22 protein-coding genes and 1 tRNA gene are annotated in these 22940 nt (G+C 68.2%); 5 read left to right on the top strand and 18 right to left on the bottom strand.

Annotated features, from left to right (window positions below; all coding sequences use genetic code 11):
* Nucleotides 1–103: 103 nt before the first annotated feature.
* Complete coding sequence (locus ACIO3O_RS28635) at nt 104–1924, bottom strand: prolyl oligopeptidase family serine peptidase (RefSeq protein WP_401750708.1); 1821 nt, start codon at nt 1922–1924, stop codon at nt 104–106.
* A gap of 92 nt (nt 1925–2016) precedes the next feature.
* On the opposite strand from ACIO3O_RS28635, the gene ACIO3O_RS28630 reads away from it, so the two are divergent.
* Nucleotides 2017–2415 (top strand): nuclear transport factor 2 family protein, encoded by a 399-nt coding sequence (locus tag ACIO3O_RS28630; protein WP_401750706.1) that lies wholly within the window; start codon nt 2017–2019, stop codon nt 2413–2415.
* 15 nt (nt 2416–2430) lie between these two features.
* Here ACIO3O_RS28630 and ACIO3O_RS28625 read toward each other — a convergent pair whose 3' ends face one another.
* The 5 genes from ACIO3O_RS28625 to ACIO3O_RS28605 all read right to left on the bottom strand — a co-directional run bounded on the left by ACIO3O_RS28625 (nt 2431) and on the right by ACIO3O_RS28605 (nt 5473).
* A complete protein-coding gene (locus tag ACIO3O_RS28625) occupies nt 2431–2760 on the bottom strand; it encodes a DUF6191 domain-containing protein (RefSeq protein WP_401750704.1) in 330 nt (109 codons plus the stop codon).
* Nucleotides 2761–3089: 329 nt separating this feature from the next.
* Nucleotides 3090–3665 carry a hypothetical protein gene (locus ACIO3O_RS28620; protein ID WP_401750702.1) on the bottom strand — a complete coding sequence of 192 codons (576 nt, stop codon included), beginning with the start codon at nt 3663–3665 and terminating at the stop codon, nt 3090–3092.
* 95 nt (nt 3666–3760) lie between these two features.
* Nucleotides 3761–4264 carry a hypothetical protein gene (locus ACIO3O_RS28615; RefSeq protein ID WP_401750701.1) on the bottom strand — a complete coding sequence of 168 codons (504 nt, stop codon included), beginning with the start codon at nt 4262–4264 and terminating at the stop codon, nt 3761–3763.
* Between the two features lie 327 nt (nt 4265–4591).
* Nucleotides 4592–4840 carry a hypothetical protein gene (locus ACIO3O_RS28610; protein ID WP_401750699.1) on the bottom strand — a complete coding sequence of 83 codons (249 nt, stop codon included), beginning with the start codon at nt 4838–4840 and terminating at the stop codon, nt 4592–4594.
* 183 nt (nt 4841–5023) lie between these two features.
* A complete protein-coding gene (locus tag ACIO3O_RS28605) occupies nt 5024–5473 on the bottom strand; it encodes a DoxX family membrane protein (RefSeq protein ID WP_401750697.1) in 450 nt (149 codons plus the stop codon).
* Nucleotides 5474–5650: 177 nt separating this feature from the next.
* Here ACIO3O_RS28605 and ACIO3O_RS28600 point away from each other — a divergent pair, with 177 nt between their 5' ends.
* Nucleotides 5651–6889 carry an amidohydrolase family protein gene (locus tag ACIO3O_RS28600; protein ID WP_401750695.1) on the top strand — a complete coding sequence of 413 codons (1239 nt, stop codon included), beginning with the start codon at nt 5651–5653 and terminating at the stop codon, nt 6887–6889.
* A 596-nt stretch (nt 6890–7485) separates the two neighbouring features.
* On the top strand, nt 7486–8577 hold the full coding sequence (locus ACIO3O_RS28595) for an amidase domain-containing protein (RefSeq protein ID WP_401750693.1): 1092 nt from the start codon (nt 7486–7488) through the stop codon (nt 8575–8577).
* Between the two features lie 649 nt (nt 8578–9226).
* On the opposite strand, the gene ACIO3O_RS28590 is transcribed toward ACIO3O_RS28595, so the two are convergent.
* The 8 genes from ACIO3O_RS28590 to ACIO3O_RS28555 all read right to left on the bottom strand — a co-directional run bounded on the left by ACIO3O_RS28590 (nt 9227) and on the right by ACIO3O_RS28555 (nt 15242).
* Nucleotides 9227–10159 carry an FkbM family methyltransferase gene (locus tag ACIO3O_RS28590; RefSeq protein ID WP_401750691.1) on the bottom strand — a complete coding sequence of 311 codons (933 nt, stop codon included), beginning with the start codon at nt 10157–10159 and terminating at the stop codon, nt 9227–9229.
* 131 nt (nt 10160–10290) lie between these two features.
* Complete coding sequence (locus tag ACIO3O_RS28585; RefSeq protein ID WP_401750690.1) at nt 10291–10491, bottom strand: hypothetical protein; 201 nt, start codon at nt 10489–10491, stop codon at nt 10291–10293.
* On the bottom strand, nt 10482–10883 hold the full coding sequence (locus ACIO3O_RS28580; RefSeq protein ID WP_401750689.1) for a hypothetical protein: 402 nt from the start codon (nt 10881–10883) through the stop codon (nt 10482–10484). Before ACIO3O_RS28580 ends, ACIO3O_RS28585 begins: the two co-directional genes overlap by 10 nt.
* Nucleotides 10880–11482, bottom strand: a complete 603-nt coding sequence (locus ACIO3O_RS28575) for a UTRA domain-containing protein (RefSeq protein ID WP_401750687.1) — start codon at nt 11480–11482, stop codon at nt 10880–10882. The genes ACIO3O_RS28580 and ACIO3O_RS28575 overlap by 4 nt, the downstream gene beginning before the upstream one ends.
* Before the next feature lie 163 nt (nt 11483–11645).
* Entirely contained in the window at nt 11646–12905 is a 1260-nt protein-coding gene (locus ACIO3O_RS28570) for a VanZ family protein (RefSeq protein WP_401750685.1), read from the bottom strand.
* Between the two features lie 61 nt (nt 12906–12966).
* Nucleotides 12967–13362, bottom strand: coding sequence for a hypothetical protein (locus ACIO3O_RS28565; RefSeq protein ID WP_401750683.1), 396 nt, complete (start codon nt 13360–13362; stop codon nt 12967–12969).
* A 326-nt stretch (nt 13363–13688) separates the two neighbouring features.
* Nucleotides 13689–14450 carry a glycosyltransferase family 2 protein gene (locus tag ACIO3O_RS28560; protein WP_401750681.1) on the bottom strand — a complete coding sequence of 254 codons (762 nt, stop codon included), beginning with the start codon at nt 14448–14450 and terminating at the stop codon, nt 13689–13691.
* Between the two features lie 3 nt (nt 14451–14453).
* Nucleotides 14454–15242: a GntR family transcriptional regulator gene (locus tag ACIO3O_RS28555; protein WP_401750847.1), complete on the bottom strand. Its 789-nt coding sequence runs from the start codon at nt 15240–15242 to the stop codon at nt 14454–14456.
* A 376-nt stretch (nt 15243–15618) separates the two neighbouring features.
* On the opposite strand from ACIO3O_RS28555, the gene ACIO3O_RS28550 reads away from it, so the two are divergent.
* Together ACIO3O_RS28550 and ACIO3O_RS28545 are read left to right on the top strand one after the other, a co-directional pair.
* Nucleotides 15619–15984: a hypothetical protein gene (locus ACIO3O_RS28550; protein ID WP_401750679.1), complete on the top strand. Its 366-nt coding sequence runs from the start codon at nt 15619–15621 to the stop codon at nt 15982–15984.
* A gap of 115 nt (nt 15985–16099) precedes the next feature.
* Nucleotides 16100–16300 (top strand): hypothetical protein, encoded by a 201-nt coding sequence (locus ACIO3O_RS28545; protein ID WP_401750677.1) that lies wholly within the window; start codon nt 16100–16102, stop codon nt 16298–16300.
* 138 nt (nt 16301–16438) lie between these two features.
* On the opposite strand, the gene ACIO3O_RS28540 is transcribed toward ACIO3O_RS28545, so the two are convergent.
* The 4 genes from ACIO3O_RS28540 to ACIO3O_RS28525 form a co-directional block, all read right to left on the bottom strand.
* Complete coding sequence (locus ACIO3O_RS28540; protein ID WP_401750674.1) at nt 16439–20437, bottom strand: hypothetical protein; 3999 nt, start codon at nt 20435–20437, stop codon at nt 16439–16441.
* Nucleotides 20438–21024: 587 nt separating this feature from the next.
* Nucleotides 21025–21098 (bottom strand) — tRNA-Pro (locus ACIO3O_RS28535).
* Nucleotides 21099–21128: 30 nt separating this feature from the next.
* On the bottom strand, nt 21129–21857 hold the full coding sequence (locus tag ACIO3O_RS28530) for a Pr6Pr family membrane protein (protein WP_401750671.1): 729 nt from the start codon (nt 21855–21857) through the stop codon (nt 21129–21131).
* 117 nt (nt 21858–21974) lie between these two features.
* On the bottom strand, nt 21975–22904 hold the full coding sequence (locus ACIO3O_RS28525) for a metallophosphoesterase (protein ID WP_401750669.1): 930 nt from the start codon (nt 22902–22904) through the stop codon (nt 21975–21977).
* Nucleotides 22905–22940: the final 36 nt, after the last annotated feature.

The following is a 22940-nucleotide window of genomic DNA, read 5'->3' as shown; positions in this document are numbered from 1 at the left end:
TCCCGGCCCTCTCGCCCCCGGCCGCCCCCGAAGGCCCCCGCCCCCGTCCCGGCCCGGGGCACGAGGCCCCCGCCCCCCAGGCCCCCCCCGAAACCACCGAGCCTCAGCCGAGGTACCGCTTCACAAAATCAATCTCCAACCTCACCTGCTTGATCCTCTCCTCCACCACCAACGACCCATGCCCCGCCTCATACCGATACACCTCGTGCACCGCCCCCCGCGCCCCCAGCCGATCCACATAATTGTCGATCTGCTGAATCGGACACCGCGGATCGTTCATCCCCGCCGAGATGTAAACGGGCACCCGCACCTCATCCACATACGTGATCGGCGACGACGCCGCGAACCTCTCCGGCACCTCCTCCGGCGTCCCCCCGAACAGCGTCCGGTCCAGCGCCTTGAGGGCCTCCATCTCGTCCTCGTACGCCGTCACGTAGTCGGCGACCGGCACCGCCGCGAGCCCCAGCGCCCACGCCTCGGGCTGCGTCCCGAGCCCGAGCAGCGTGAGGAACCCGCCCCACGACCCCCCGGACAGCACGATCCGCTCCGGGTCCGCGAGCCCGCTGCTGACGGCCCACTCCCGGACGGCCCCGATGTCCTCCAGCTCGATCAGCCCGACCCGGTGCTTGAGCGCGTCCGTCCAGGCACGCCCGTACCCCGTCGACCCCCGGTAGTTCACCCGTACAACGGCGAACCCGTGATCCACCCACGCCGCGGGCCCGGACGCGAACGCGTCGCTGTCGTGCCAGGTCGGCCCCCCGTGCACTTCGAAGACGGTCGGGTACGGACCGTCCCCGACCCCCTCCGGCCGCTGCACCAGCGCATGCACACGCCCACCGGGCCCGTCCACCCACACGGTCTCGACCGGCACCGACCGAGGCGCCTTCGCCCCCGGCGGATCCAGCACGACCCCGCCCGCCGTCGACCGCACCACCGGCGGCTCGGCGGCCGACGACCACATGTACTCCACCGACCCGTCAGGCCGCGCGGTCGCCCCGCTCACCGACCCGACCGGCGTCTCGACCCGCACGAGCCCGCTGCCGGAGAACTCGTACCGCCACAACTCCCCCCGCGCCTCGAAGCTGTGCCCGACCACCAGAGCCGTCCCATCTGGATACCAGTCCGCACTGACATCGCCCGGCAGATCGATGTTCAGCTCGGTCTCGGCGCCGGTCACGGGGTCCCAGATCATGGGCTCCCAACGCCCCCGCCGCTGATGCCCGACCAACAAACGGCTGTCCCCGTCCACCGGCGAGAACCCGAGCACGGCGAGCCCGAGCTCCTCCGTCCCGCCCTTCGTGTCGTCCAGCTCCCCGACCACACCCCCGTCACTCACCCGCACCACCCGCAATGACGAATGCATGGCATCCCCGTGCTCGGTGTGCTCGATGGCGAGCAGCGTGGAGTCATGACTGAGATCCCCGACCCCGGCGGACTCCCGGTGCCGGTAGATCTCCACGGGCTCACCCGTCCCGCCCCTGACCACATGCACGGTCGACCCGTCCTCGTCGGTCGACCGCCCCACCACGACGGTCCCGTCGACCCCGAGCGCCAGCCCGGCCGGATACGAGGCCTCCAGCCCCTCCACGGCCACGACATCCGCCCCACCCCCGAACGGCTGCCGCATCCAGACCCCGAACTCGTCCCCGTCGGTGTCGCTGAACCACCACACGGACTCCCCGTCCGGCGTCAGCACCCCGTCCGTGGTCCCGTTCGCCCGGTCGGTGACCTGCCGCTGCTCACCACTGCTGCGGTCCCAGGCGTACAACTCGTACGTCCCCGTCGCGTTCGACACGAACAACGCCCGCTCGGGCGCCTCCTCGGCCCACTCGGGCAACGACACCCGAGGCGCCCGGAACCGCTGCTCCCACAGCGGTACGTCGGTCTGTCCGCCCTTACCCACACTGCTCTCACCACTGGTCATCCCCCCATCAAACAGGACCGCCCCTCACCCCCACGCCCCCCAAACGGAATCCGTCCCCCTCATTTGTCAGACCCGCCCCCCACACTCTTCCCATGACGCCCGACCCACAGACCACGCCCACCCTGGCCACCCTCATCGACACGTACTGGAAGGCGGTGAACACCGGCGACTGGGACCTCTTCGACACGACCCTCGCGGACGACGTCGTCTACGACCTCCCCCAGACCCGCGAACGCATCCGAGGCAAGCAGGCCTACTCCCGCTTCAACCGCGACTACCCGGGCACCTGGCAGACCCGCGTCCTGCGCACGATCGTCGAGTCCCCCCAGGCAGCCACCTGGACCCACACCACGATGGGCCTGACGGAACTGCACGCCCAGACCTTCTTCACCACCGACCCCGCCTCGGGCCTGATCACCGAGATCACCGAATTCTGGCCCGAACCCTACGAACCCCCGGCCGGCCGCGAACACCTGGTGGAACGCTACTGACGCCTACTTCGCCCGCTACTTCTCCCGCTCGGCCGGTGGCAGCCGCACGACAGCCGTCCCACCCCGCAGATCCACACTCGTCGCACGATGCGGCGGCGCGCCGTCGTCCTCGTCGTCCCGCATGACGAGCGAACTCTGCCGCTCCTTCAGCTCGTTCGCCTTCCCCGGCGAAAAGCTGGCGTGCAACTGCTCGAACCCGGTCGCCGACACCTGCCCGGCAGCCCCCTTCCCCCGCCAGGGCAGCACCCCGGCCCGCCCCATCCTGAGCAGCATCTGATCCACGAACGCCACCACGGTCAACGCGATGACGAGCCCCGGCAACGTAAGCAACACGGCGAACCCCATACCCCCAGCATCCCGCGCCGCCCCCCACACGCAGATAGTCACGCACACAAAAACAGGTGAGCCGAGTGGAATAGTTCCACTCGGCTCGCCTGATGTTTTGGCTGTCGGGGTGGCGGGATTTGAACCCACGACCTCTTCGTCCCGAATAAAGTCAGAGCGGCTCCCGGACCTGCGGCTACCCCGTACGGGCAGGTCAGGGACTTGGTGTGCGTTGGTTTCGCATGGTCCTGCCGGGGACTGGGAGCAAGATCTTCTCCCATTCTTCTCCCAGCCTCTCCCACGCTCTGCACTCGCCGACTTCGACCTGACCGCCAGGGTCCGCCCGCACCTCAGAGATGCATCATGGCCATGAGGTCGGCGCTCCGCACGCCCGTCGTCACCTCGGGGAGCTGTTGTCCCGGCTTCACCCAGCCCGCCGCGACAGCGGAAGCCACGGCCGCAGCCTCGTCGGCATCTGCCGTCGCGTTCAGCGCTTCGTCTTCACCGCGTGCCACTGCTGTCGCGGCCGCCCCCGCAGACTGCGAGGCCTTGATGGCAGCCCGGCAGGCTTCGGCTGAGGCCTCGCTGGTGCCATCACAGAGCTGGCCCGCTTGTGCGGCCTGAGCGGCTGAAGCAGCTGAGTTCCTCGCGCAGCGGGAATCTGCGGCTGGATCCGGAGCGGACTCGGCGAGCACCGCGAGGGCCTTCGCGGACACCTGGGCCGCGTTGCTGGCCTTCCAGACGATCTGCTCCCTGGTCATCCCGCCCTCGCCCGTTGCGCTCGGCGCATGCTGCTCGACGTAGTGGAACAAGGCCGTCGCCCTGGCCGCGGCGCTCGCTGCACGCGCGGAGTGCTGCTGCCGGAGGGCGGCTTCGGGGTTGAGCCCGTCGGCCTCCTGGGCGCGGTCGTCGTTCTGCTCGCTCATGGCCATCTCCTTGCCTGACAGGGTGATGGGGCGCCCGTTGGATGTGGGCGTCGGGCAGGGTGACACGTCAGCCTCGAACAGGCCAGAGCAAGCGCTCAGGAATTGGTGTCCTCGTTCCGCCGCGCCGGCGGAAGCAGCAGGTCCCGCTGCGGGTGCTTCTCGCCCTTGACACTGCCCTGCACGCCGAGGTCGACCCGGGCGGCCTCGTGGAACTCGTTGATCTCCCTGAAGACGGCGCGGTTCAGGTCCCGCCAGTCGTCCAGCGTGCCCTCGGTCTTCCCCTGCGCCAGCCAGTCGACCTTCAGCGCCGCTGCCGTCAACTGGTGCGCCGCCTCGACGACTTCATCGCCAGCGAGGAGCATGACCCGCTCGAAGGCCCGCCCCCGGAGCCGTACGGCCTCGATCAGCTCCAGGCTGAGCTCGGCCCGGGACTTCGGGCTGGAGCGTATCTGGGTGGTGTCCTCGTAGAGCTCGACCGCCAGGTAGATGCAGGCCCGGACCGAGTCTACGTAGGCCTCGTAGGCGTTGAGCTTGGAATCGTCCCAACGGGTCAGCAGGGCATGCTTGTTGCGGGTCCGCTCCATCATGTATGTCGTCACGTGCGTGGTGAGCGCGCCGAGTAGCACTGCGGCAATCGTGATGAGCTGCTCGCCGGTATCCAACCCGTCCCCCAGGTATCGCCCACTCCCAAAAATGACTGGGTGATCGTATGGGGGAGGGTTGGATCGGTGTGGGTGAACGCTGAAACAGGTGGAGCAGGCGCTGGGGCCAGCGTAAAGACGTGACGCTGTGACGGCTGTGACACCCCCGACTGTTCCAGCGTCTCGTCACACCAGGCTCATCCCGGTCGATGCTGACAACGCAGGCAGGCTCGTTCGCCGTCCGAATCGAGCCTGCCCTCATATCCGTTGCTGTCTGCGGCTGGGTCAGCGGAGCAGCACGTACAGGTGGAACACCCGGGTCGAAGTCCAGTCACAGCGATAGCGGATGACGTTGGTGTGACTGTCCACGTACCACTGGCCGCTACGCTCGCAGGCGGCCTTCTTGTTGTACGTCTCTCCTGTGTCGTACCAGGACGAAGAGATGGACGACGGGGCGGCCGTCGCCACCGCTGGTGCTACAAGGGCGCTTGTGGCGCCCAGAAAGGCCGCAGCGGCGGCCAATCGCATCCTCATGGGTGAACTCCCTCTGTCGACATGCGAGCGGAACGGGAGACCCGTTAGCCGGGCTTCCCGCCGAAGCGGACGGCCCAACCTTGCGCTCTGGACTTCGGGATGGCTGCGTCAAATCCCGTCCGGGACATGTCCGAGGTGTGTCCGTACTGGTCAGTGGTGCAGGCGGGACAGCTGCCTGGTTGGTTATGGGAAGAGTCCGAGCGCTTGGTCGAGCGACCAGCTCTGCCAGCACATGGCGAAGAGGCCCACAACCGAGATCAGTGCCATCATCAGGTTCTGCCCCTGCTCGCCCCAGTCGTGAATCATCAGCACCAGGTAAATCAGGTTGAGGATCAGGCCGCAGACGAGCGCGATCGGCGTGAGGAAGCCGGCGATCAGGCCGAGGCCGAGGGCGAGTTCCGCGTACGCGACGAGGTAGGCCATCAGGCGAGGCCGCGGCTTCACGATCCGGTCGAAACCGTGCCGGACGAACGGCCAGCGGTGGTCGGCCGCGATGCCCTCGGCCCACGCGATGCCGCCGCCGGCGAACCAGGTCTTCTTGTCCTTGTGTCGCCAGCTCTCCAGCCACCACAGGCCCAGGCCGATGCGCAGGACCGCCATCCACTCGGCGCCGCCGAGCCAGATCGTCTCCACCTCGTACTCCTCACCCGCAAAGAATCTGATGGTGCGTCAGTTCAACGGCTCGCACGGGATTGCGCAAGGGGTCAACTTCCCTGTTCCTCCTTGTCGCTTGAGGGTCGAGCACCTAACCTCCAACTGATGGGTCGTCAGATTCGAGCCGGTTGAACGGCGAGCAACTGGGGGTACAGCGTGGTTGGAAACGAGAGCGGCACGAGGGAGATCCCGAAGGTCATCAGCGTGGACGACCACGTGATCGAGCCCGCGCACCTCTTCGACACGTGGTTGCCGAAGAAGTACCGGGACCGGGGCCCGAAGCCGTTCACAGCGGGGATCGGTGAGCTGGAGTACGTCGGCGGGAAGTACCGGTTCCACACCGACCCGAACGGTCAGACCACCGACTGGTGGGAGTACGAGGGGCTCTTCTTCCCGTACAAGCGCATCATCGCGGCCGTCGGGTTCTCCCGGGACGAGATGACGCTCGACGGCATCACGCGGGAGCAGATGCGGCGCGGCTGCTGGGACCCGAAGGCGCGCCTGGCGGACATGGACATGAACCACGTCGAGGCCTCGCTGTGCTTCCCCACCTTCCCGCGGTTCTGCGGCCAGACCTTCGCCGAGGCGAAGGACAAGGAGGTCGGGCTCGCCTGCGTGCGGGCGTACAACGACTGGATGGTCGAGGAGTGGTGCGGCGACAGCGGCGGCCGGCTGATCCCGCTGTGCCTGATTCCCCTCTGGGACATCGACCTCGCCGTCGCCGAGATCAAGCGCAACGCCGCTCGTGGCGTTCGCGCGGTGACCTTCAGCGAGATTCCGACGTACCTGGGGCTGCCGTCGATCCACTCCGGCTACTGGGACCCGTTCTTCGCCGCGTGCGAGGAGACGGGGACGGTCGTGAACATGCACATCGGCTCGTCGTCACAGATGCCTGCCGCTTCGCCGGACGCCCCGCCGGCTGTCCAGGCGTCGCTGTCCTTCAACAACGCGATGGCGTCGATGATGGACTTCCTCTTCTCCGGGGTCCTGGTGAAGTTCCCGCAGCTCAAACTGGCCTACAGCGAGGGGCAGATGGGCTGGATCCCGTACGCGTTGGAGCGCGCCGACGACGTGTGGGAGGAGCACCGGGCCTGGGGCGGGGTGAAGGACCTGATCCCCGAGCCGCCCTCCACGTACTACTACCGGCAGATCTTCTGCTGCTTCTTCCGCGACAAGCACGGCGTCGACGCGATCGAGAAGGTGGGCGTGAACAACGCGACCTTCGAGACCGACTACCCGCATGTGGACTCGACGTGGCCGCACACGAAGGCGGTGGCCGAGGACCATGTTGGGCATCTGCCAGAGGACGTCGCCTACAAGCTGCTTCGGGGTAACGCTATTCGGATGTTGGGCCTTCCGTTCGACCGTGAGAGGGATGTACCAACTGGGGCTTGAAGGCATGGTTGTCGTGACAGCGAAACGGACGATGGTCGGGGCTCGCTGCACGGGGTCTGTGCGACGAGCCCTGGGCCAGCAGTCCTCAAAGATAGGCGTCGTGGAACCCGGATGGGCGCTCCAGTGAATAGGTTGAATCGCCGCCCGGTGGATGGCCAGCAGGCCGCAAACCCGACTCCGGGTCTCGATGGTCCGACTCAGCGGGCTCACGCCGTCACTCCGAATCTCGACCTTATGGGGGCCTCGAAGCGCGGTAGGCGAGGCGGCGGTGGATCAGACAGGCCAGTACTGCTAGAGAGTTCCTTGAGCGCTCACATGTTGAACTCTGAAACAATTGAGCGACTTGGTCTCTCTATGTTCCTTGAATCCTGTCGGCTTGTCTCAAATGTGTGACTCGTGCGGCCGCATTCACGCCACATGGCGGATTTAAGAGCAATGCAATCCGGACAGCACTTTTTCGTCTGCTTTGCGAAAGATTCGCAACCGCTGGAAATCCCTTCACGGAAAGGTCATGATTTGCTGGCCCGCCAGTGGGGCGGGCTATTCGAAGTGGGGGCGGGCTGATGGAAAACGGAAGAATGAGATCCGCATTAGGGGTGTCATTGGCTCTCGCGGTCGCGGTCGCCTTGGCTCCTGCGGCCACGGCTGCGGCTGGAGAGCGGGCGGTGCCGGGGGATGAAGTTTTCGGAGCTGTCGCTCAGGCGGTGTTGGAACACCGGACCGCCAACCTCGTAGAAGGGGCGGCACCCAGCCTCGCCCCGCTCCCGGTCGCAGGCCAAGTGAGGCTGTCGATCATGCGGACTCACGAGGAGACGGAGATCGACGCCGAACTCACGGCACGGCGTCTCGCGCTGGCCGGAATGAGTGAGGCGTACACCGGTTCCACCACGCAGGTGGATGTGGAGTCGACGACCGTCGACGGCGACAAGGTTGTTGCCGTCCTCAATGAGACGACGGAGCTCGCCTACAAGCAGATCCGGGGTGACGAGCCCCCTAACACGGCGTTCCAGTCGCGCCACGAGGCCGTCTTCACTGCGGCTCCCGGGGGTGGATGGGAGCTCACCGCCATGAAGCCCCTCGATGAGGGCCCCAACGCGGTCAACCAGCCGGACGCTGAGGTCGTCGACCCCGGAGGAGCACTCCCCAAGGAAGGGGAGTCGGCGGACACGAGGGAGCCTGCCACTCCGTCAACGGGTGAGAAGACCACGCTGGCCGCTTCGTACAACTACTACGAGATGGCGAACTACGCCGAGAGGCACTGGAAGAACTACAACAAGTCGTACCGAAGATTCAGTGACGTCGGCGGCGACTGCACCAACTTCATCAGCCAGGCCCTCAGAGCTGGCGGGTGGGCCCACGACACAGGCCTGTACACCGACTACCGCAACTGGTGGTACAACTCGCTCAACCAGTCGCGGTCGTGGGTGAATGTGAATTACTGGGCCTCGTTCGCGCTGCATAGCAAGCGCACGTACAACCTCAAGAATGTGTACCAGTTGGCGAGGGGCGACATTCTTCAAATGGACTTCAGTAACAACGGGTCCAAGGACCACTCCATGATCACTACCTACCGGAGTGCTAGTGGAGTTCCGTATCTCACGTACCACTCAAGGGACACGTACCGGAAGTCGGTGGCCAGCATTGTCGCGTCGAACCCCCGGGCGATCTACTACGCCTTCCGTACCTGAGCGGCTTCGACGGTGCCGCTCGCGGTTCCTCGCGGTCGTTGTCGCGGCTGCGGCGCTCTTTCTTCTCGCCTCCTGTACCGAGGATGAGCCGACGTCCTCCGACGGGATCGACTCGTTCTTGGTGACGTACGTCAAACTGCTCAACGAATCCGACGAGTCGGGTCTCGCGCGTCACCTCTCGGCCCATCCCAGCGGTGAGAAGGACGCGAAGGCGCGCATCGCTGAGTTCGGCGGGCAGGGGTGGAAGGTGACGTGGACAAAGACGTCCGAGTTCGCGGGGGTGTGGAACGTGAAGTTCCGAGGGACCCGTGATTCTGGTTCGACCCCCGTGAACGTGACCGAGGTGCTGACCCGGGAGGACGGGGAGTGGATGTTTGCTCCCTTGCCTGGTGTCGTACCCAGTCCAAGCGGAGCAGCGGACACCACGCGGCCAGAATAGGCCGACAAACGTCAAAGTGGCAGGTAACGGGCCACCGGGCCATATTGAGCCCGGTGGCCCGTTCGGTATTGGACGGGTAAGTTTGGCTGTTATTGAGGGGAATGGGAAAGGGAAATAATGAAAGCGCCTTGTATTGCCGAGGACCCCCGCGTGTAGTCGTCGTGTTCGGTGGCATGGTCCGGTGCCGGTCCCTATACCAGGGGTACGAAGCTAGGCCAGAACTTTCGCGTCGGTTCGCGAGAACACCAACTCGCATTCGCCTACGATCGGCTCACGCAGGCGTGTCGGCGGCACGGGGTGTCCCATAGCAGGGGGATAGCTCTCTGACTTGTAATCGCTGGGCAGGCGGTACGTGTGGAAGCCGTGTTCGCGCATGGTCTCAAGCAGCTCCTCCAAGGAGTCGCCCAGCTTGACCATGCGCTCCGGGGTAACCTCCACGGCAATCTCGACATCCTGGCGGAGCTGACCCAGTACCGGTCCTAGCCCGCGGATGACGCTCCCCTCGGCGCCCTCGACGTCGATCTTGATGACGCGGGCGCGCGCGAGCTCGTCCGGCTCCAGGAGGTCGGGGAGCGGACGGGCGTCCATGGTGAAGGCCGACTCGGCCGGGCCGTCGTACGGGACGATGCTGTTGGCGCCCATGTTGTTCGAGCTGGCGAGCACGAAGGTCAGGGGCTTGGTGGTGTCGGCGACGGCGCCGTTGATGGCGCGGACGTTCTCGCAGCCGTTGAGGTCGAGGTGCTGGAGCACCCTGCGGTGGAACACCGGGGAGGCTTCGATCGCGACGACGCGGCCGGTGCTGCCGACGAGGCGGGAGCCGAGGACGGTGAAGTAGCCGATGTTCGCGCCGACATCGACCAGGACGTCGCCGGGGCCGAGGCGGCTCTTCAGCCAGGCGGTCATGTGCGGCTCCCACACTCCGAAGAGGTGGATGTAGCGCTGGATGAGGTCGCGGGTGTCCACCGCGAACCGGGCGTCGAAGCGGGCTTCCACCACGCGCCGGCGGGGGTGGGCGCGGAGGTGGGGGTTCAGGTACTTGGCCGCGAGCGGGCCCTTCAGGAGTGATCCGGGGGCGTTGCGTACGTATCCGCGGCCGAGGGTGACCAGCAGTTCCTGGAACGGCGGGATGGCGGCAGGTGGCATGGTCGTGACCGTACGGGGCCGACTGTGCGGCGGCAAGATCGCCGGGGGCTGGCGCGATGGGCTTCCTTGGGGGCGGTACGCGACGGGGTGGGCCCCGCTCCCGTGAGGAGCCGGGCCCCCGGCGCGTGCCACTACCAGCAGATCGGGTCCAACGTGCCGCCAGCGCACATCGGGCAGTCGACCTTGTACGTCCCGGAGCAGGTCGCGCAGCCGTAGAACCCGTAGCAGTCGGGGCACCAGATCTGCTGGCGGCCGATGCAGCACCCGCAGTAGGTGAGCGGCTCGGCTTCGGTGTCCGGTGGGGAAGTCGGGGACGACTCCTTTACGGACATGGGTCGGCCTGCGGCAGCGCTGTCCCCGTTCCCTTCGTGTCCGGCGTCTTGAGCTGCGACGCAGCGGCAAGCCTCTCGGCCCGGCTTTCGGCGACCTGAAGGACGTCGGGCAGGACTTCGCGGGCGTGTGCCAGCGTGAGCCGGGCCTGGGCGAGATCGAGCTTGCCCGGCGGGAGTTCGAGGAGGTCGTCGAGCTCCGCCAGCACCCTGTGACCTGCGGCTACCTGTGCGGTCTCCACGGCGTCGGCGATGCGGGACACCACGCCGCCGTTCGAGTCCGTGCTCAGGAAGCACGGTTTGCCGTCGGGGCTTTCCCACGGGAGTCGGCGGAGAGGCACCGGGTTGGGATGGGCCGGGGGTTCCTGGGGCTGGTGGTCCGGTGCCTCGCTCATTCCGTCACCGCCGGGTCCGGCGTGTGGGTGGCGAACAGGGCGTCGGCGCGGTGGCCGGGGAGGATCAGGAGCGCGGCCTCCACGACGCGGCCGACGGCGTCCATCGACATCCGCTCGACCACCAGCACGGCCGTTCCCCGGCCGAGCCGCAGGACCCGCTCCTCGGTGGCGGATGCGAGGCGTGCGGTGGCCCGGTCGAGGGCGGAGGTGACCGCGATCCCGGCCTTGGCGAGATGGCCCCGGATGTCTTCGCCCAGCGGCGAACTGCTCCGCCAGGGCATGTCGAGTTCCGCCACGGCCTGCGGTACGTAGATGTGCGCCAGGCTGTGCGGTGCGCACCCCTGGAAGCTGAGGTAGACGTACTCCCGGATCAGGGCGCCGCGCTCGACCTGGAGCAGGTTCATCAGCCGGTCCTCCGCGCGGAGTTGGCGGGTGTTGACGTCCACCCGAAGGGCGGCGGCGAAGGCCGCGCGGGTGTCCGCCGAGACCTTGTCGTTGGTGTAGGTGATGGGCTGGATGGGGCGGCGGACGAAGTTTCCGCGACCGTGCTGCTTCTCGATCAGGCCCTCGCTCTGAAGGACTCCGGGCGCCGCCCGCATCGTGGGGAGGCTGACGTCGTAGTGCTGGGCGAGGGTGGCCCGCCGCCCTGTGCGAGATCGTCTACGAGGTCCCGGTCAGCCGGGGCTGAAGCCAGGGCCCGGGGTTGTGCCGGACCGCGTCTCGACGGAACGCTGTGCGTCCTTGAGTGCGCGGTGGTGGCTCCTACTGGTCGGGGTTGACATGCCGACCAGTGGCTGCGTCGAGGTAGGCGTCGCCACCGGCTACGCCCAGCAGCCATACGGGCCGCCACGTTCCCTGCACCCGCTGAGCGAGGAGCTTTGCGCTGGTCGCCTTGCGGCCCGTGGCCTTCTCCGTACGGAGCTTGGCGTCCTTCTCGCTGATGGTGGCGGAGGGCAGCGCGGGATCGGCGGTGGGCTGGGAGGTGAAGCCCATGATGCGTCCGGATCGGGTGATGGTGATGTCCAGGCGCATGGGCATCATCACGTCGCGTACGTAGCGACGGTAGATCACGACGAAGACACCCTGCTTGGGGTCATCGCCGACGAGGCGGCAGGTCTGGACACTGCCCTTGAGGCTGGCGGGGAACCACTTCTGGGCGTAGACGTGAGCCAGCCTGCGGGCTTCGTCCTCAGAGACGGTGCCCTCGTCGCCCCTGTTGTTGGTCGACCATCCCTGCTGGAGCGTGCGGTCGGGCCACCATCCGGAGATGGTGCCCTTGTTGGTCTCGGCGGTGACCAGGGACCGTTGCCCGCTGGAGTCGGCGGATGTCACGGAGACCTGCGTCCCCTTGCCGAACAAGCTGATCGCTGCCGTCTTGAGCCACTCGTCGGAGCCTTCGAGGCTGTCGACGTGTGCCCGGCTCCGGTCGTCGATCGCCACGACATCAACTGCTTGTACCCGCCACTGGAACCCTCCGGCAAGGACGACTGCCGAGGCCAGAAGGATGCCTGCACCCCACAGTGCATCGCGCCCCCGCCACCGCAGAGCACCCTTGGTGAGCGCGACCCCCAGGCTTCCGAGGACGCTTCCGATGAGGGCGCCGATCGAGTTGGCGGCGATGTCCGTGGCGCTGCAAGCGCGGCCAAGCGGCAACACCGCCTGCAGAAATTCGATACCGCCGCTGACAGCCACGAAGACAGCGGCGACGGTCGCGGGCCGTCGGAAGACCATCACGGTGAGAGCCGAAGCCGGAACGAACATGGCGATGTTCAGCAGCGCGCTGGTCGAGGTGAGCACGTGCCGGGGCACACCCGTGTCGCACTGGCCCGGGGAGATGCCTGCACCGCTCGGAAGCAGGGTGATCGTGACCACACCGGCGATTGCTGTTGCGGCAAGCGCGGGCAGGACGGCGGGCTTCCCGCGGGACTTCGAGACGAGCGCTGCAGGGATCGCGGTCATCGCAGCAAGGACGAGGAAGGCGACGATCAGCCCCGGGACGGCGCCGATGGAGGCTTCGATCACGGTGGAACCTCAGAGAAGGTGGGGGCCGGATCACCAACGGGTTCCGGCCCGAGCAGTGGATCTAGCAGGCGCCGACATTGGGGGTGTAGTACTTGCCCGTGGTTGCCACCATGTACCCGGCCACGGTGCAGTCAGGGACCTTGGACTTGGCCAGCCCGCCCCAGCTCTTCGTTTTGGTCTGGCCCGCCGAGATCTGCATGGCGTCGGTCTTGTACAGGGACTCGCCGGTGTCCAGCGCGAGCTGGATGGAAACCGTAGGGCCGTTGGTCTTCTCGTACGTGGTCGCGGCGTAGTAGAGGCTGCAGTTTCCGCTGACCTCGCAGCCGTTCTGTGTCATGACCGTCAGCACGCCATGGGACAGCTTGGTGCTCTTGGATCCGTAGGCGGCGGCCGCTCCTGCGCTGAGAGCCAGGATGCTGGCAAGTGATGCGGCCACGGCCACGGTCTTCTTGAGCATGGGGTTCCCTTCGGTGGGCTGCTCCACTCCGCGCTATTGACGGAAGGTCGTCAGTGATCCGCATCATCTGACGGCCGACTGCGTGCGAGCAGCTACTTCGTGGAGGGTGCACTCAAAGGGATTGCTGACGTATCGGTGTGTTTGAGGGATCGGGCACTAACACTCGAACGGGAATTCTGGGTGGCTTCCGCTCTCCGACTCGTGACCCTGCACGCCTCCGGGCTGGACCGAGACGGAGGATGCGTGAGTGCGAGCCGGACGGCGACACCAGGGTGGGAAGGTGTGGGCTGCGCATACGTACTCGCTTGCGGCATGCCGTACCCCGGTCACTCCGAGCTCACCGGGTACCGCCACTGGAAGAAGTCCAGCGCGCGGGCACGCGCCTCGATCACGGCCATACGCGCGTCCCGCTCGGCGGGGTCGACGTGCGCGGCCTGGCCGGTCGCCTGCCCCTCCCACTTGCGGTAGTGCAGGCCGACCTCCGCCGAGAACCAGCCGCGGGCAACGGAGTTGAGCGCGAGCAGCAGGCCCGTGTCCTCCGAGGCCGGAAGCGCCATCCAGCCGCCGAGGGCGACCAGCAGGTCGCGGCGTACGAAGAGCGTCGCCGGGTGGACGGACGCCCGGAAGTTGTTGGCCTTCCAGAAGTCGAGCACCTCGCCCCGCTCGATCGGGCCGGGCTCCGGGTCGCCGGGGAAGCCGGCCGTCGAGCCGTCGGGCAGCAGGTCGAGCACGCGTGACGTGGCCCAGCCGATGCTCGGGTCCGCTTCCAGCGCCGCCAGGTCGCGGGCCAGGGCGCCGGGTGCCAGCTGATCGTCGGCGTCCAGGATCTTCACGTAGTCACCGTCCGCGTGGGCGAGCGCGATGGTGCGCGCGACACCGGGGCCGCCCCGGCGCCCCTGCCGGAAGGTCACCCGCTCGTCCTGGGGGACGTGCGGCGTGACGTCGTCGCCCTGGCCGTCCTCCTGGATCAGCCAGTGCCACTCCCAGCCTTCGGGCAACTCCTGGTCACAGAGCGACTTGTACGCCTCGGACAGGAACTGTGCCGAGGGCGCGTGGACGGCCGTGACGATGATGATGCGCCGGGTCACGGCTCACCACCTTTCCAGGGGAGTCGTGAACAGCATTTCCGTGCGGTCGCCGGGAAGCGTTATGTCGGACATCTCCACCACCCGGTTGTTCGTGTCGTACGACGTCTTGCGCAGGACCATGACCGCCGTGCCGTGCGGGAGATCCAGCTCCTCGGCCTCCTCGGGCGTCGGCGGACGCGCGGTGACGTGCTCCTCGATGCGGTCGAGTTCGATCCCGACGGTGTGCAGCTGGTTCTGCGTGCCGCCGGGCCAGGGCTCCTTGGTCTCGTCCAGGAGGTCCGGGTTGTCGGCGACCATGTCGCGTACGAGGTACGAGGTGACGAGGCTGAAGGGCGCGTTCTCGGCCGCGTAGCGCGTCCGGCAGGTGCGCTCGACCAGCGCTGTTCCCTCGCTGACGCCCATCGCCTTCGCGATCTCCGCGCTCGCCTCGACCTCGCGGTAAGCGGCGTGGAAGATCAGGTCGTTGACCGTCAGGCCGGTGTCGTGCTCGGTGGCCCCGGTCTTGGCGCGGTTGTCCTCCGGGTCGCGCGCGCGGTCCTTCTCCCACTGGTGGCGCGCGTTCGTCCGGGACACCTTCGTGCGTGGCCGACGGACGAAATTCCCGCGGCCGTGCTGCTTCTCGACGAGTCCTTCGTCGCGCAGAAGCCGAAGCGCTTCACGAATTGTCGGGACGCTTCGCCGATACGTCTCAGCGAGTTGCGTCTCCGCCGGCAAGCGGTCACCGGGCTTGAGCTGACCTGCGCGGATGGCCTCGCGGAGCTCGTCCGCGATCCGCTCGTACGCCACTGCCATCTGCGCTTTCACCATCCGTCGTTCGGCTCCCCACACCATACGACTCCTCAAGAGGTCTTGATGAGTGACGTGGGATTCGCCATAGTCGGGGCAACTCCTCAAGAGGAGTTGAGGACAGGAGGTCTTCAGGACTCGTGTCCGTGATGGCGTCCGGAGGAAAGCCCGAGGGGGTGAGTACAAAGGCAGCGCTCGTTCCTTGAGAGCCGCATAGCTCCACATGAAACGAACCCCACGGGAGCCCCTGGGTGTTGCCCCCCCCCGCAGTCGGCGACGAGTAGGCGCTCCGGGTCGCTCGACGCGTACGAGCGGCCGCCATGCACGTCGCCGGGCGGGCCTCCGCCTGCCCGGCCCTTCCTGGTGCCGAGAGGAGACCGCGTTGTACCTCGCGATCGGTGATGTCGTCCGAGATCGCACCGACATGGAGCTGGGCACGGTCATCGGCCGCGTCCCCGGCGGCTGCGTCGCCCTCCCGATGTCCGGGGGCGCCGCGCGCCTCATCGCCCCGTACGACCTCGCCCTCGTGGCCCGGCGCAAGCCGTCGACCTCGACGGTCAGCGGCGTGGTGGACCCGGTCGTCCTCCTGGTCGGCCTGCTCGCCGCGTACATCAGCGGCAATTCCGTCCAGGTGCTGGGCGGCAGTTGGCTCCTGATGTTCTTCGCGTCCACCGGGGCGTTCAGCTTCGTGGTCGCCCTGTACGGCTGGATCATCCGGCTGGCGGGGCCCCGGCGCTTCCGCGTCTGAGGCGTACTCCCTGAACACCCCGCACCTCTGCGGTCGACCGCAGCGGTCGACGGGTCAAGGAAGCCCGCTGCTGTCGGCTCTCCCTTCCATCCCCACCAGGATCTGGAGAGATCTGATGCGTACGTACATCGGCCACCAGGAAGTCCTCAGCGTCACCGAGTGCTGGGAGCTGGCCGTCGGCGACGACGCCGAACTCCCGGATGGCTTCCGCGAGTTGTTCCTCGGCGAGGCCGACGAGTCCGGTTCGCCATCGAGCGAGCCGGGCTTCTCTGTTTGTGCTGCACTCGCCGGAAGCACGAAAGCGCCCGGTCGTTGACGACGGGGGATGCATCAACGACCGGGCTGTAACGAACCGTAACAAGGCTGCCTGCGCAGGGATAGTCAACTCTCGGTTCGCGACAGGGGGTTGTGACAGGGATCACGTGACGTGTCTGCAGGTGAGGAGGGGCGAAAGCTATTCGTCGCAGGGGGGAGCGTAGGAAATGCGGGGCAGGTAATCCAGCCACTTCTCCCGCGTCAGAACACTCCGCGTGGTCGAGCAGATGCGGTGAATCGCCTCGGCGGTGTCCAAGTTCCAGAGCCGGACGGTATCGGTGCCGCTCGAAACACCGAGCATGCGGCCCTGGGGACTGAACGACAGGAAGCTGCCGGTCTTGGCGTTGGGGCTCATCGACTGGCCGATGGGGGAGGCGCTGGACGGGTGGGTGACGTCCCACAGGCGCACCGCGTTGTCATTGCCTCCACTCGCCAGGGTGTGACCGTCCCGGCTGAAGGTCAGGGACACGATGGCGTCTGTGTGACCCGTGAGGGAGGACTCCGGACGGTCGGCCTTGAGGGGTTCGGCGACGTTCCAGAGCTGGACCGTGCCGTCGTCACTGCCGCTGGCCAGGGTGCGGCTGTCCGGGCTGTAGGCGAGCGTGTTGACGGGGCCCAGGTGTTCCGTCAGAGGCTTCCCCAGTTGGGCTGCGCGACGGGTGTCGGTTACGTCCCAGAGCCGTATGGTGCCGTCCGCGCTGCCGCTGGCGAGCGCCCGTCCGTCCGGGCTGAAGTCGAGGGAGTTGATGTAGCCCGTGTGCCCGGTGAGCGGCGCGGAGAGCGGATCGAGGTGGGCAGGGTCGCTGACGTTCCACAACTGGATCGTGCGGTCGCTCTGCGCGGTTGCCAGCGTGCGCCCGTCCGGGCTGAAAGCCAGAGCATCGGTGCCCGCGAATCGTGTGCGCAGCGCGACGGGCGGCCCGTAGGGGAGGGGCCGGGCCGGATCGGTGACGTTCCACAACTGCACCGCACGGCGTCCCGTCAGTACGGCGAGTGTGCGGCCGTCGGGGGAGAAGACCAGCGAACGCACCTCCCCCTCGCCGGGTTTGAACGGCCGGCTCAGTGACACGGGCAGGTCGGGGCGTTCCACGTTCCAGAGCCGGACCTGTTCGTCGCGCGCGGCGGTGGCGAGCACCTTCCCGTCGGGGCGGAACGCTCCTATCCGCCCGATCATGTCCGCCGTCGGGATCGACCACAGGCGGACCTTGTTGTCGCCGCTGCCGGTGGCGAGTGTTCGCCCGTCGGGGCTGAAGCCGAGGGCGTACATCTCCCCGCTGCTGCCGGCGAGAGGTTCCCCGACCTGGGAAGGGTGTGCTGGATCGCTGACGTTCCACAGGGTCGCCGTGCTGTCGGCGCTGGCGGCCGCGAGCATGTATCCGCCGGGGTTGAAGGCCACTGACCAGATGGGTCCGGTGTGGTGGGTCAGCGGTGCGCCGAGTGGTTCCGCGTGACGCGGGTCGGCCACGTTCCAGAGCCGGATGGTGTCGTCCGAGCCTCCGCTGGCGAGAGTGCGGCCGTCCTGGTTGAAGGCCACGGAGTGCACCGTTCCCGTGTGCCCCGTCAACACCTTCTCCACCGGCTTGGGGCGACGCGGGTCGGCCGTGTCCCACAGCCTGATCGTGCCGTCGTCACCGCCTGCCGCGAGCGTCCGCCCGTCCCGGCTGAAGGCCACGGATCGTACGGCCGCGGTGTGGCCGGGAAACGCACCGAGTGCCTCCGGCCGGGACGGGTCCTCCACGTTCCACAGCCGGACGTTGTGATCGTCGTTGGCGGTGGCCAGCGTGTGCCCGTCCGGGCTGAAAGCGACCAGGTAGATCGAGCCGCCGTCGCTGATCAGGGGGTCGCCCAGCAGGCGCGGGTGCTGGGGATCGCGTACGTTCCACAGTCTGATCGTGCCGTCGTCCGACGCGCTGGCGAGGGTGGTGCCGTCCGGGCTGAAGACCGCGCTGCTCACCCAGCTCTGGTGACCGGCCAGGGGTGCGCCCAGGCTTTTGGGGCGCGACGGGTCTGCTACGTCCCACAGCCGAACGGTGCGGTCGTAGCTCGCGGTGGCCAGGAGCTGTCCGTTCGGGCTGAACGAGGTGAGGTAGACGGCGCCGGTGTGGCCGAGGAGCGGCGTGGCCAACGGTGCGTTCACGATGGAGATCAGCCGGTTCTTCGCCGCCTGGTCGTCCGGCCGCAGTCGGTGTGCCACCAGACCGAGCTGAGCGGACAGCGACGGGTCCGTGTACTGGGCCCGGTCGACCTCGGCGACCACCTGCTCGAACACCGCGTCGTTCCGCTGGTTCCACGCGACCACCGCCGCGGACGCGGCCACGATCGCCAGGGCCACCAGGGCCGCCACCGCGCCGCGGGCGATCAGAACCGTACGCCTGCGCAACCGGGCCGAGGCGGCCAGGAATTCCACCGCGCCCCGGGTCAGGAAGGTGTCACCCGCAGATCCCGCCCAGGCTCGTGCCTGCTCCAGCCGAGAACCCCGGTAGAGCAGTGCCGTGTCGCGGGCGGACTCCTCCCACGCCTTGCCGTCCTCCTCGAGGCGCTGGCGCAGCAGGTGGTCGTCCCGATCCTCGTCGATCCAGTCGCGCAGGCGGGGCCAGGCGTGGAGCAGCGCCTCATGGGTGATCTCCACGGTGTCCGCGTCGAGGGTCACCAAGCGGGCGTGCACCAGTGCTTCGAGCGACTCCTCCGTCTTGCCGGGATCCGTCGACTCCTCCGAGAGCTGGCGTCGAGTGCCCCGCCTACGGGTGGCCTGGGTGTCCTCGCCCAGCCGGACCAGCCTGAGGAGGAGCAGTCTGGCGGCCGTGCGTGCCGCCGGGTCGAGGCCGGACCAGGCGCGCTCGGCGGACGCCGCGACCGCTCCCTGGATGCCTCCGGCCGCGCGGTAGCCGGCCAGGGTCAGCCGCCCTCCCTTCCGCCGCTGCCAGGTGGCCAGCAGTGCGTGGGACAGGAGCGGCAGCACTCCCGCGTCGTGCGCCCCGTGCGGGCCGTCCGTGCTCACCTCGCGGACGATCAGCTCTGTGAGGCCCGGTTCGAGCTCAAGACCCACAGCCTTTGCCGGGCCGGTCATCGCGTCGCGCAGCTCGGTGTGGGACAACGGCCCGAGCACCATGTGCCGGTGTTGCAGCGCGTCGGCCAGTTCGCGGTGCCGGAGGCACTGTTCGTAGAAGTCGGCCCGCAGACCGAGGACCACGCGGGCCGGAGCGGGCTCGCCGGAGTCGGCGGGCGAGCACGCGGCGTGCAGGAGCTGGATGAAGGTGCGCCGGTCCGCCTCGTCGGAGCAGAGGGTGAACGCCTCCTCGAACTGGTCCACGATGATGACCGGGCGGGTGCTGGAGGACGTCGCGTGCTGCAGCGCCCACGCGGCGACGGACTTCCGCACCGCATGCGCGAATTGGGGAGTGCCGGATGCCTGCACGAGGGTGTCCGCGAGCTCCGGTATGTGGCGGGTCAGCTCTGCGAGAGGGTCGGCCCCCGGTACGAGTTGCAGTACGAGACCCGGCCGACCGCTCTCGTCATCCAGGGCGCCGCTGTGCAAGACGGGCACCAGACCGGCGCTCAGGAGCGAGGACTTCCCCGCTCCCGAGGCGCCCACGAGCATGATCAGGCCGCCCGTCTTCTCCGTTGCGCGGAGTTGAGCAACGAGGTCGTCCGTGCTCCGCTCGCGGCCGAAGAACCACGGGGCGTCCTGCTGGCGGTACGACGCCAGTCCCCGGTACGGGCATACACCGGGGTCGATGGGGGCTTCGGCCCGAGGCTGTTCCTCGCCTTCCGCAGATGTCGCGGCGGCGCGCCCGGCGACCGGGTCGGCCACCGCCCGGCTCCAGAGGAGCTGCCACTGGGCCATCTCGTACAGGCCCGCGGACACCGGCGCGGGACGTTGCCGCCGAGCTTCGGGGATCAGCACACTCAGTACCGCTGCGAGAGCGGCGAACTGGGCAGGCACGTTCTTGGCCCGTCGCCAGTCGCTGATCCGCTGGGCGGACACCCGCACGGGGCGGCCTCGCTCGTCGACCTTCTGGAGCCGGACGACGGCCTCGGCCACGCGCTGAAGGGGAGGATTACCGGCTTCCTTGTACAGCAGCGCAAGGCGCTCCGCGAAGGCTGCGCGCGCCCCTGAGTCGGGCTCCAAGGCCTCCACCCCCTACTTTGTCGCACCCGGATATCCGGACCGGAAAACTCGCTCTATGCGTCTGACCTGCGATTATGTCGTCCGGGCGACAGTGGGGTCTCCTCGGGTTGAGCTGCAACTGGCAGGATCGCCTTCCGGTACTGATCCGGCCGCGCAGCGTCAGAGTAGGCCACCAGCGCGTCACCCCAAGGGTGGTGTCCCTGTGAGGCTGCACTCCCTCTGCGCGTCGATTGCGGATCAGATCGCCCTCGGCTCGCGCTGACGCCGATGCGGCGCGTATCGACACCGTCGCGTTGTTCGCCACCGGTCCTCACAGGGGAGGGACCGGTGCCGAACAGCGCGACGCGTGTGTGTGGTGCCGTACGCGACCGCCGGACGACTTCAGGGTCCGTGCGCCTGCCGCTGCGGCCGCCGAGGATCAAGTGGGGCCGGGGCGCTACGACTGCGTCTGCGCAGCCCGCATCGGGACTTCTGTGCCACTCACCGGAGTTGGGATTTCCATGATCCGCTCCCCCCTCGCTCCCCAGTGCCCCCACAACGCAGATCAGGCCCGGCACTGATTTCTCAGTACCGGGCCTGATCTGCTGTTTTGGCTGTCGGGGTGGCGGGATTTGAACCCACGACCTCTTCGTCCCGAACGAAGCGCGCTGCCAAGCTGCGCTACACCCCGATGTCCACCGCGTTGCCGTGGCGACATCGATTACTTTAGCCCACCCGCGCTCTCAGGCGAAATCCGGTTTTCGCGGCGGCGCAGGTCGGGGCGTACCCGGTCCAGGGCGACCAGGCCGAGGGCCAGGGCGTAGAAGGCCAGGCCCAGGATCAGGGCGGTCACGGCGGTGCTCGCGTAGCCGTGGGCGGCGACGTCGAGGAAGGGGTACGGGTAGCGGGCGGCCGTGCCGGGGGCGAGGAGGGCGCCGCGGATCAGGGCGAAGGCGAGGTAGGCGGCCGGGTAGAGCAGCCACTGGGCGGCGTACCGGAAGAGGAGGCTGCCGGGGGCGGTGAGGAGGAGCCAGTCCAGGGCCGCGCCGAGGGGGGTGACGGTGTGCAGGAGTTGGTTGGAGAGGGCGCGGGGGCCGGTGAGGGCCTCTCCGGTCATGGAGAAGCTGCTGGAGTCGTTGGCCAGGATCAGGTGGTAGACGAGGCCGGTGATGGCGATGAAGAGGAACGCGCCGCCGGTCAGGCGGGGCGAGAGGGGCGGGCGGCCGGTCCAGGCGCGGTGGGCGGACCAGCCGAGGACGAGGGCGAGCAGGGCGTTCGACTGGATCGTGAAGTAGATCGGGACCCGGAGCGGGTCGCCGAAGGTCAGGTCGATCACGATGCCGGTGACGGCGGCCGCGCAGAGCAGGGCGCGGAAGACGGCTGCGTACGGGCGGCGGCGGGGCGGCACGACCGCTGCGGCGGGCACGCCCTGGGGGGTCGGGGCGATCATGACTCCCACGGTAGGGGAGTTCGTCCGGGTTTGGGTGAGCGGGGGGCCGTCCCTCAGGCCCCGAGAGGGGTGGGGCCGGGCCTCGGATGGGGGGGGAGGCCCGGCCCGTACGGCGGATCAGGCCTTCGGTGTCAGCGTCAGCAGGGTCGCCTCCGGGGGGCACGCGAAGCGGACCGGCGTGTAGCGGTTCGCGCCGCAGCCCGCGGAGACGTGGAGGTAGGAACGGTGGCCGCCGTGGGTGTGGGTGGAAAGGCCCTTCACGCGGTCGGTGTCCAGGTCGCAGTTGGTGACCAGGGCGCCGTAGAAGGGGATGCAGACCTGGCCGCCGTGGGTGTGGCCGGCGAGCATCAGGGGGTAGCCGTCGGCGGTGAAGGCGTCCAGGGCGCGCAGGTACGGGGCGTGGACGACGGCGATGGAGAAGTCGGCGGAGGGGGACGGGCCGCCCGCGACCTCGGCGTAGCGGTCGCGCTTGATGTGCGGGTCGTCGAGGCCGGTGAAGGCCAGGTCGAAGCCGTCGCGGAGCTTCAGGTTGCCGCGGGTGTTGGTGAGGTTGAGCCAGCCGGCGGCGTCGAAGCCGTCGCGGAGCTCTTCCCAGGGGTTGTGGACGGCGCCGACGACCGGCGGGTTGCCGTTCAGGCCGTGCTTGCCCTGGACCTTTTCGAGCAGGTAGCGGGCGGGGTTGCGCGGCTTGGGCCCGTAGTAGTCGTTGGAGCCGAAGACGTACACGCCCGGGAACTGCATGAGCGGGCCGAGCGCGTCCAGCACCTCCGGCACGCCCTCCGGGTCGGAGAGGTTGTCGCCCGTGTTGACGACGAGGTCGGGGCGCAGCCCGGCCAGCGACTGGAGCCAGCGCTGCTTCTTGCGCTGTCCGCTCACCATGTGGATGTCCGAGACCTGGAGTACGCGCAGGGGCTTCGCGCCCGGCGGCAGGACCGGGACGCTCACTCGTCGGAGTCTGAAGGAGCGGGCCTCGAAACCGGCCGCGTAGGCGAGTGTGGCCGCGCCAACGGCCGTGATTCCCAGGGGTACTCCGTAACGTGCGCGCATGCCTCCCATCGTTGCAGATGGGGGAGGGGGCGGACG

The sequence above is a fragment of the Streptomyces sp. NPDC087440 genome, from assembly GCF_044744005.1.
Taxonomy (GTDB): Bacteria; Actinomycetota; Actinomycetes; order Streptomycetales; family Streptomycetaceae; genus Streptomyces.
The sequence above is the reverse complement of the archived record's forward strand: the minus strand, read 5'-3'. Positions and strand labels throughout refer to the sequence as shown.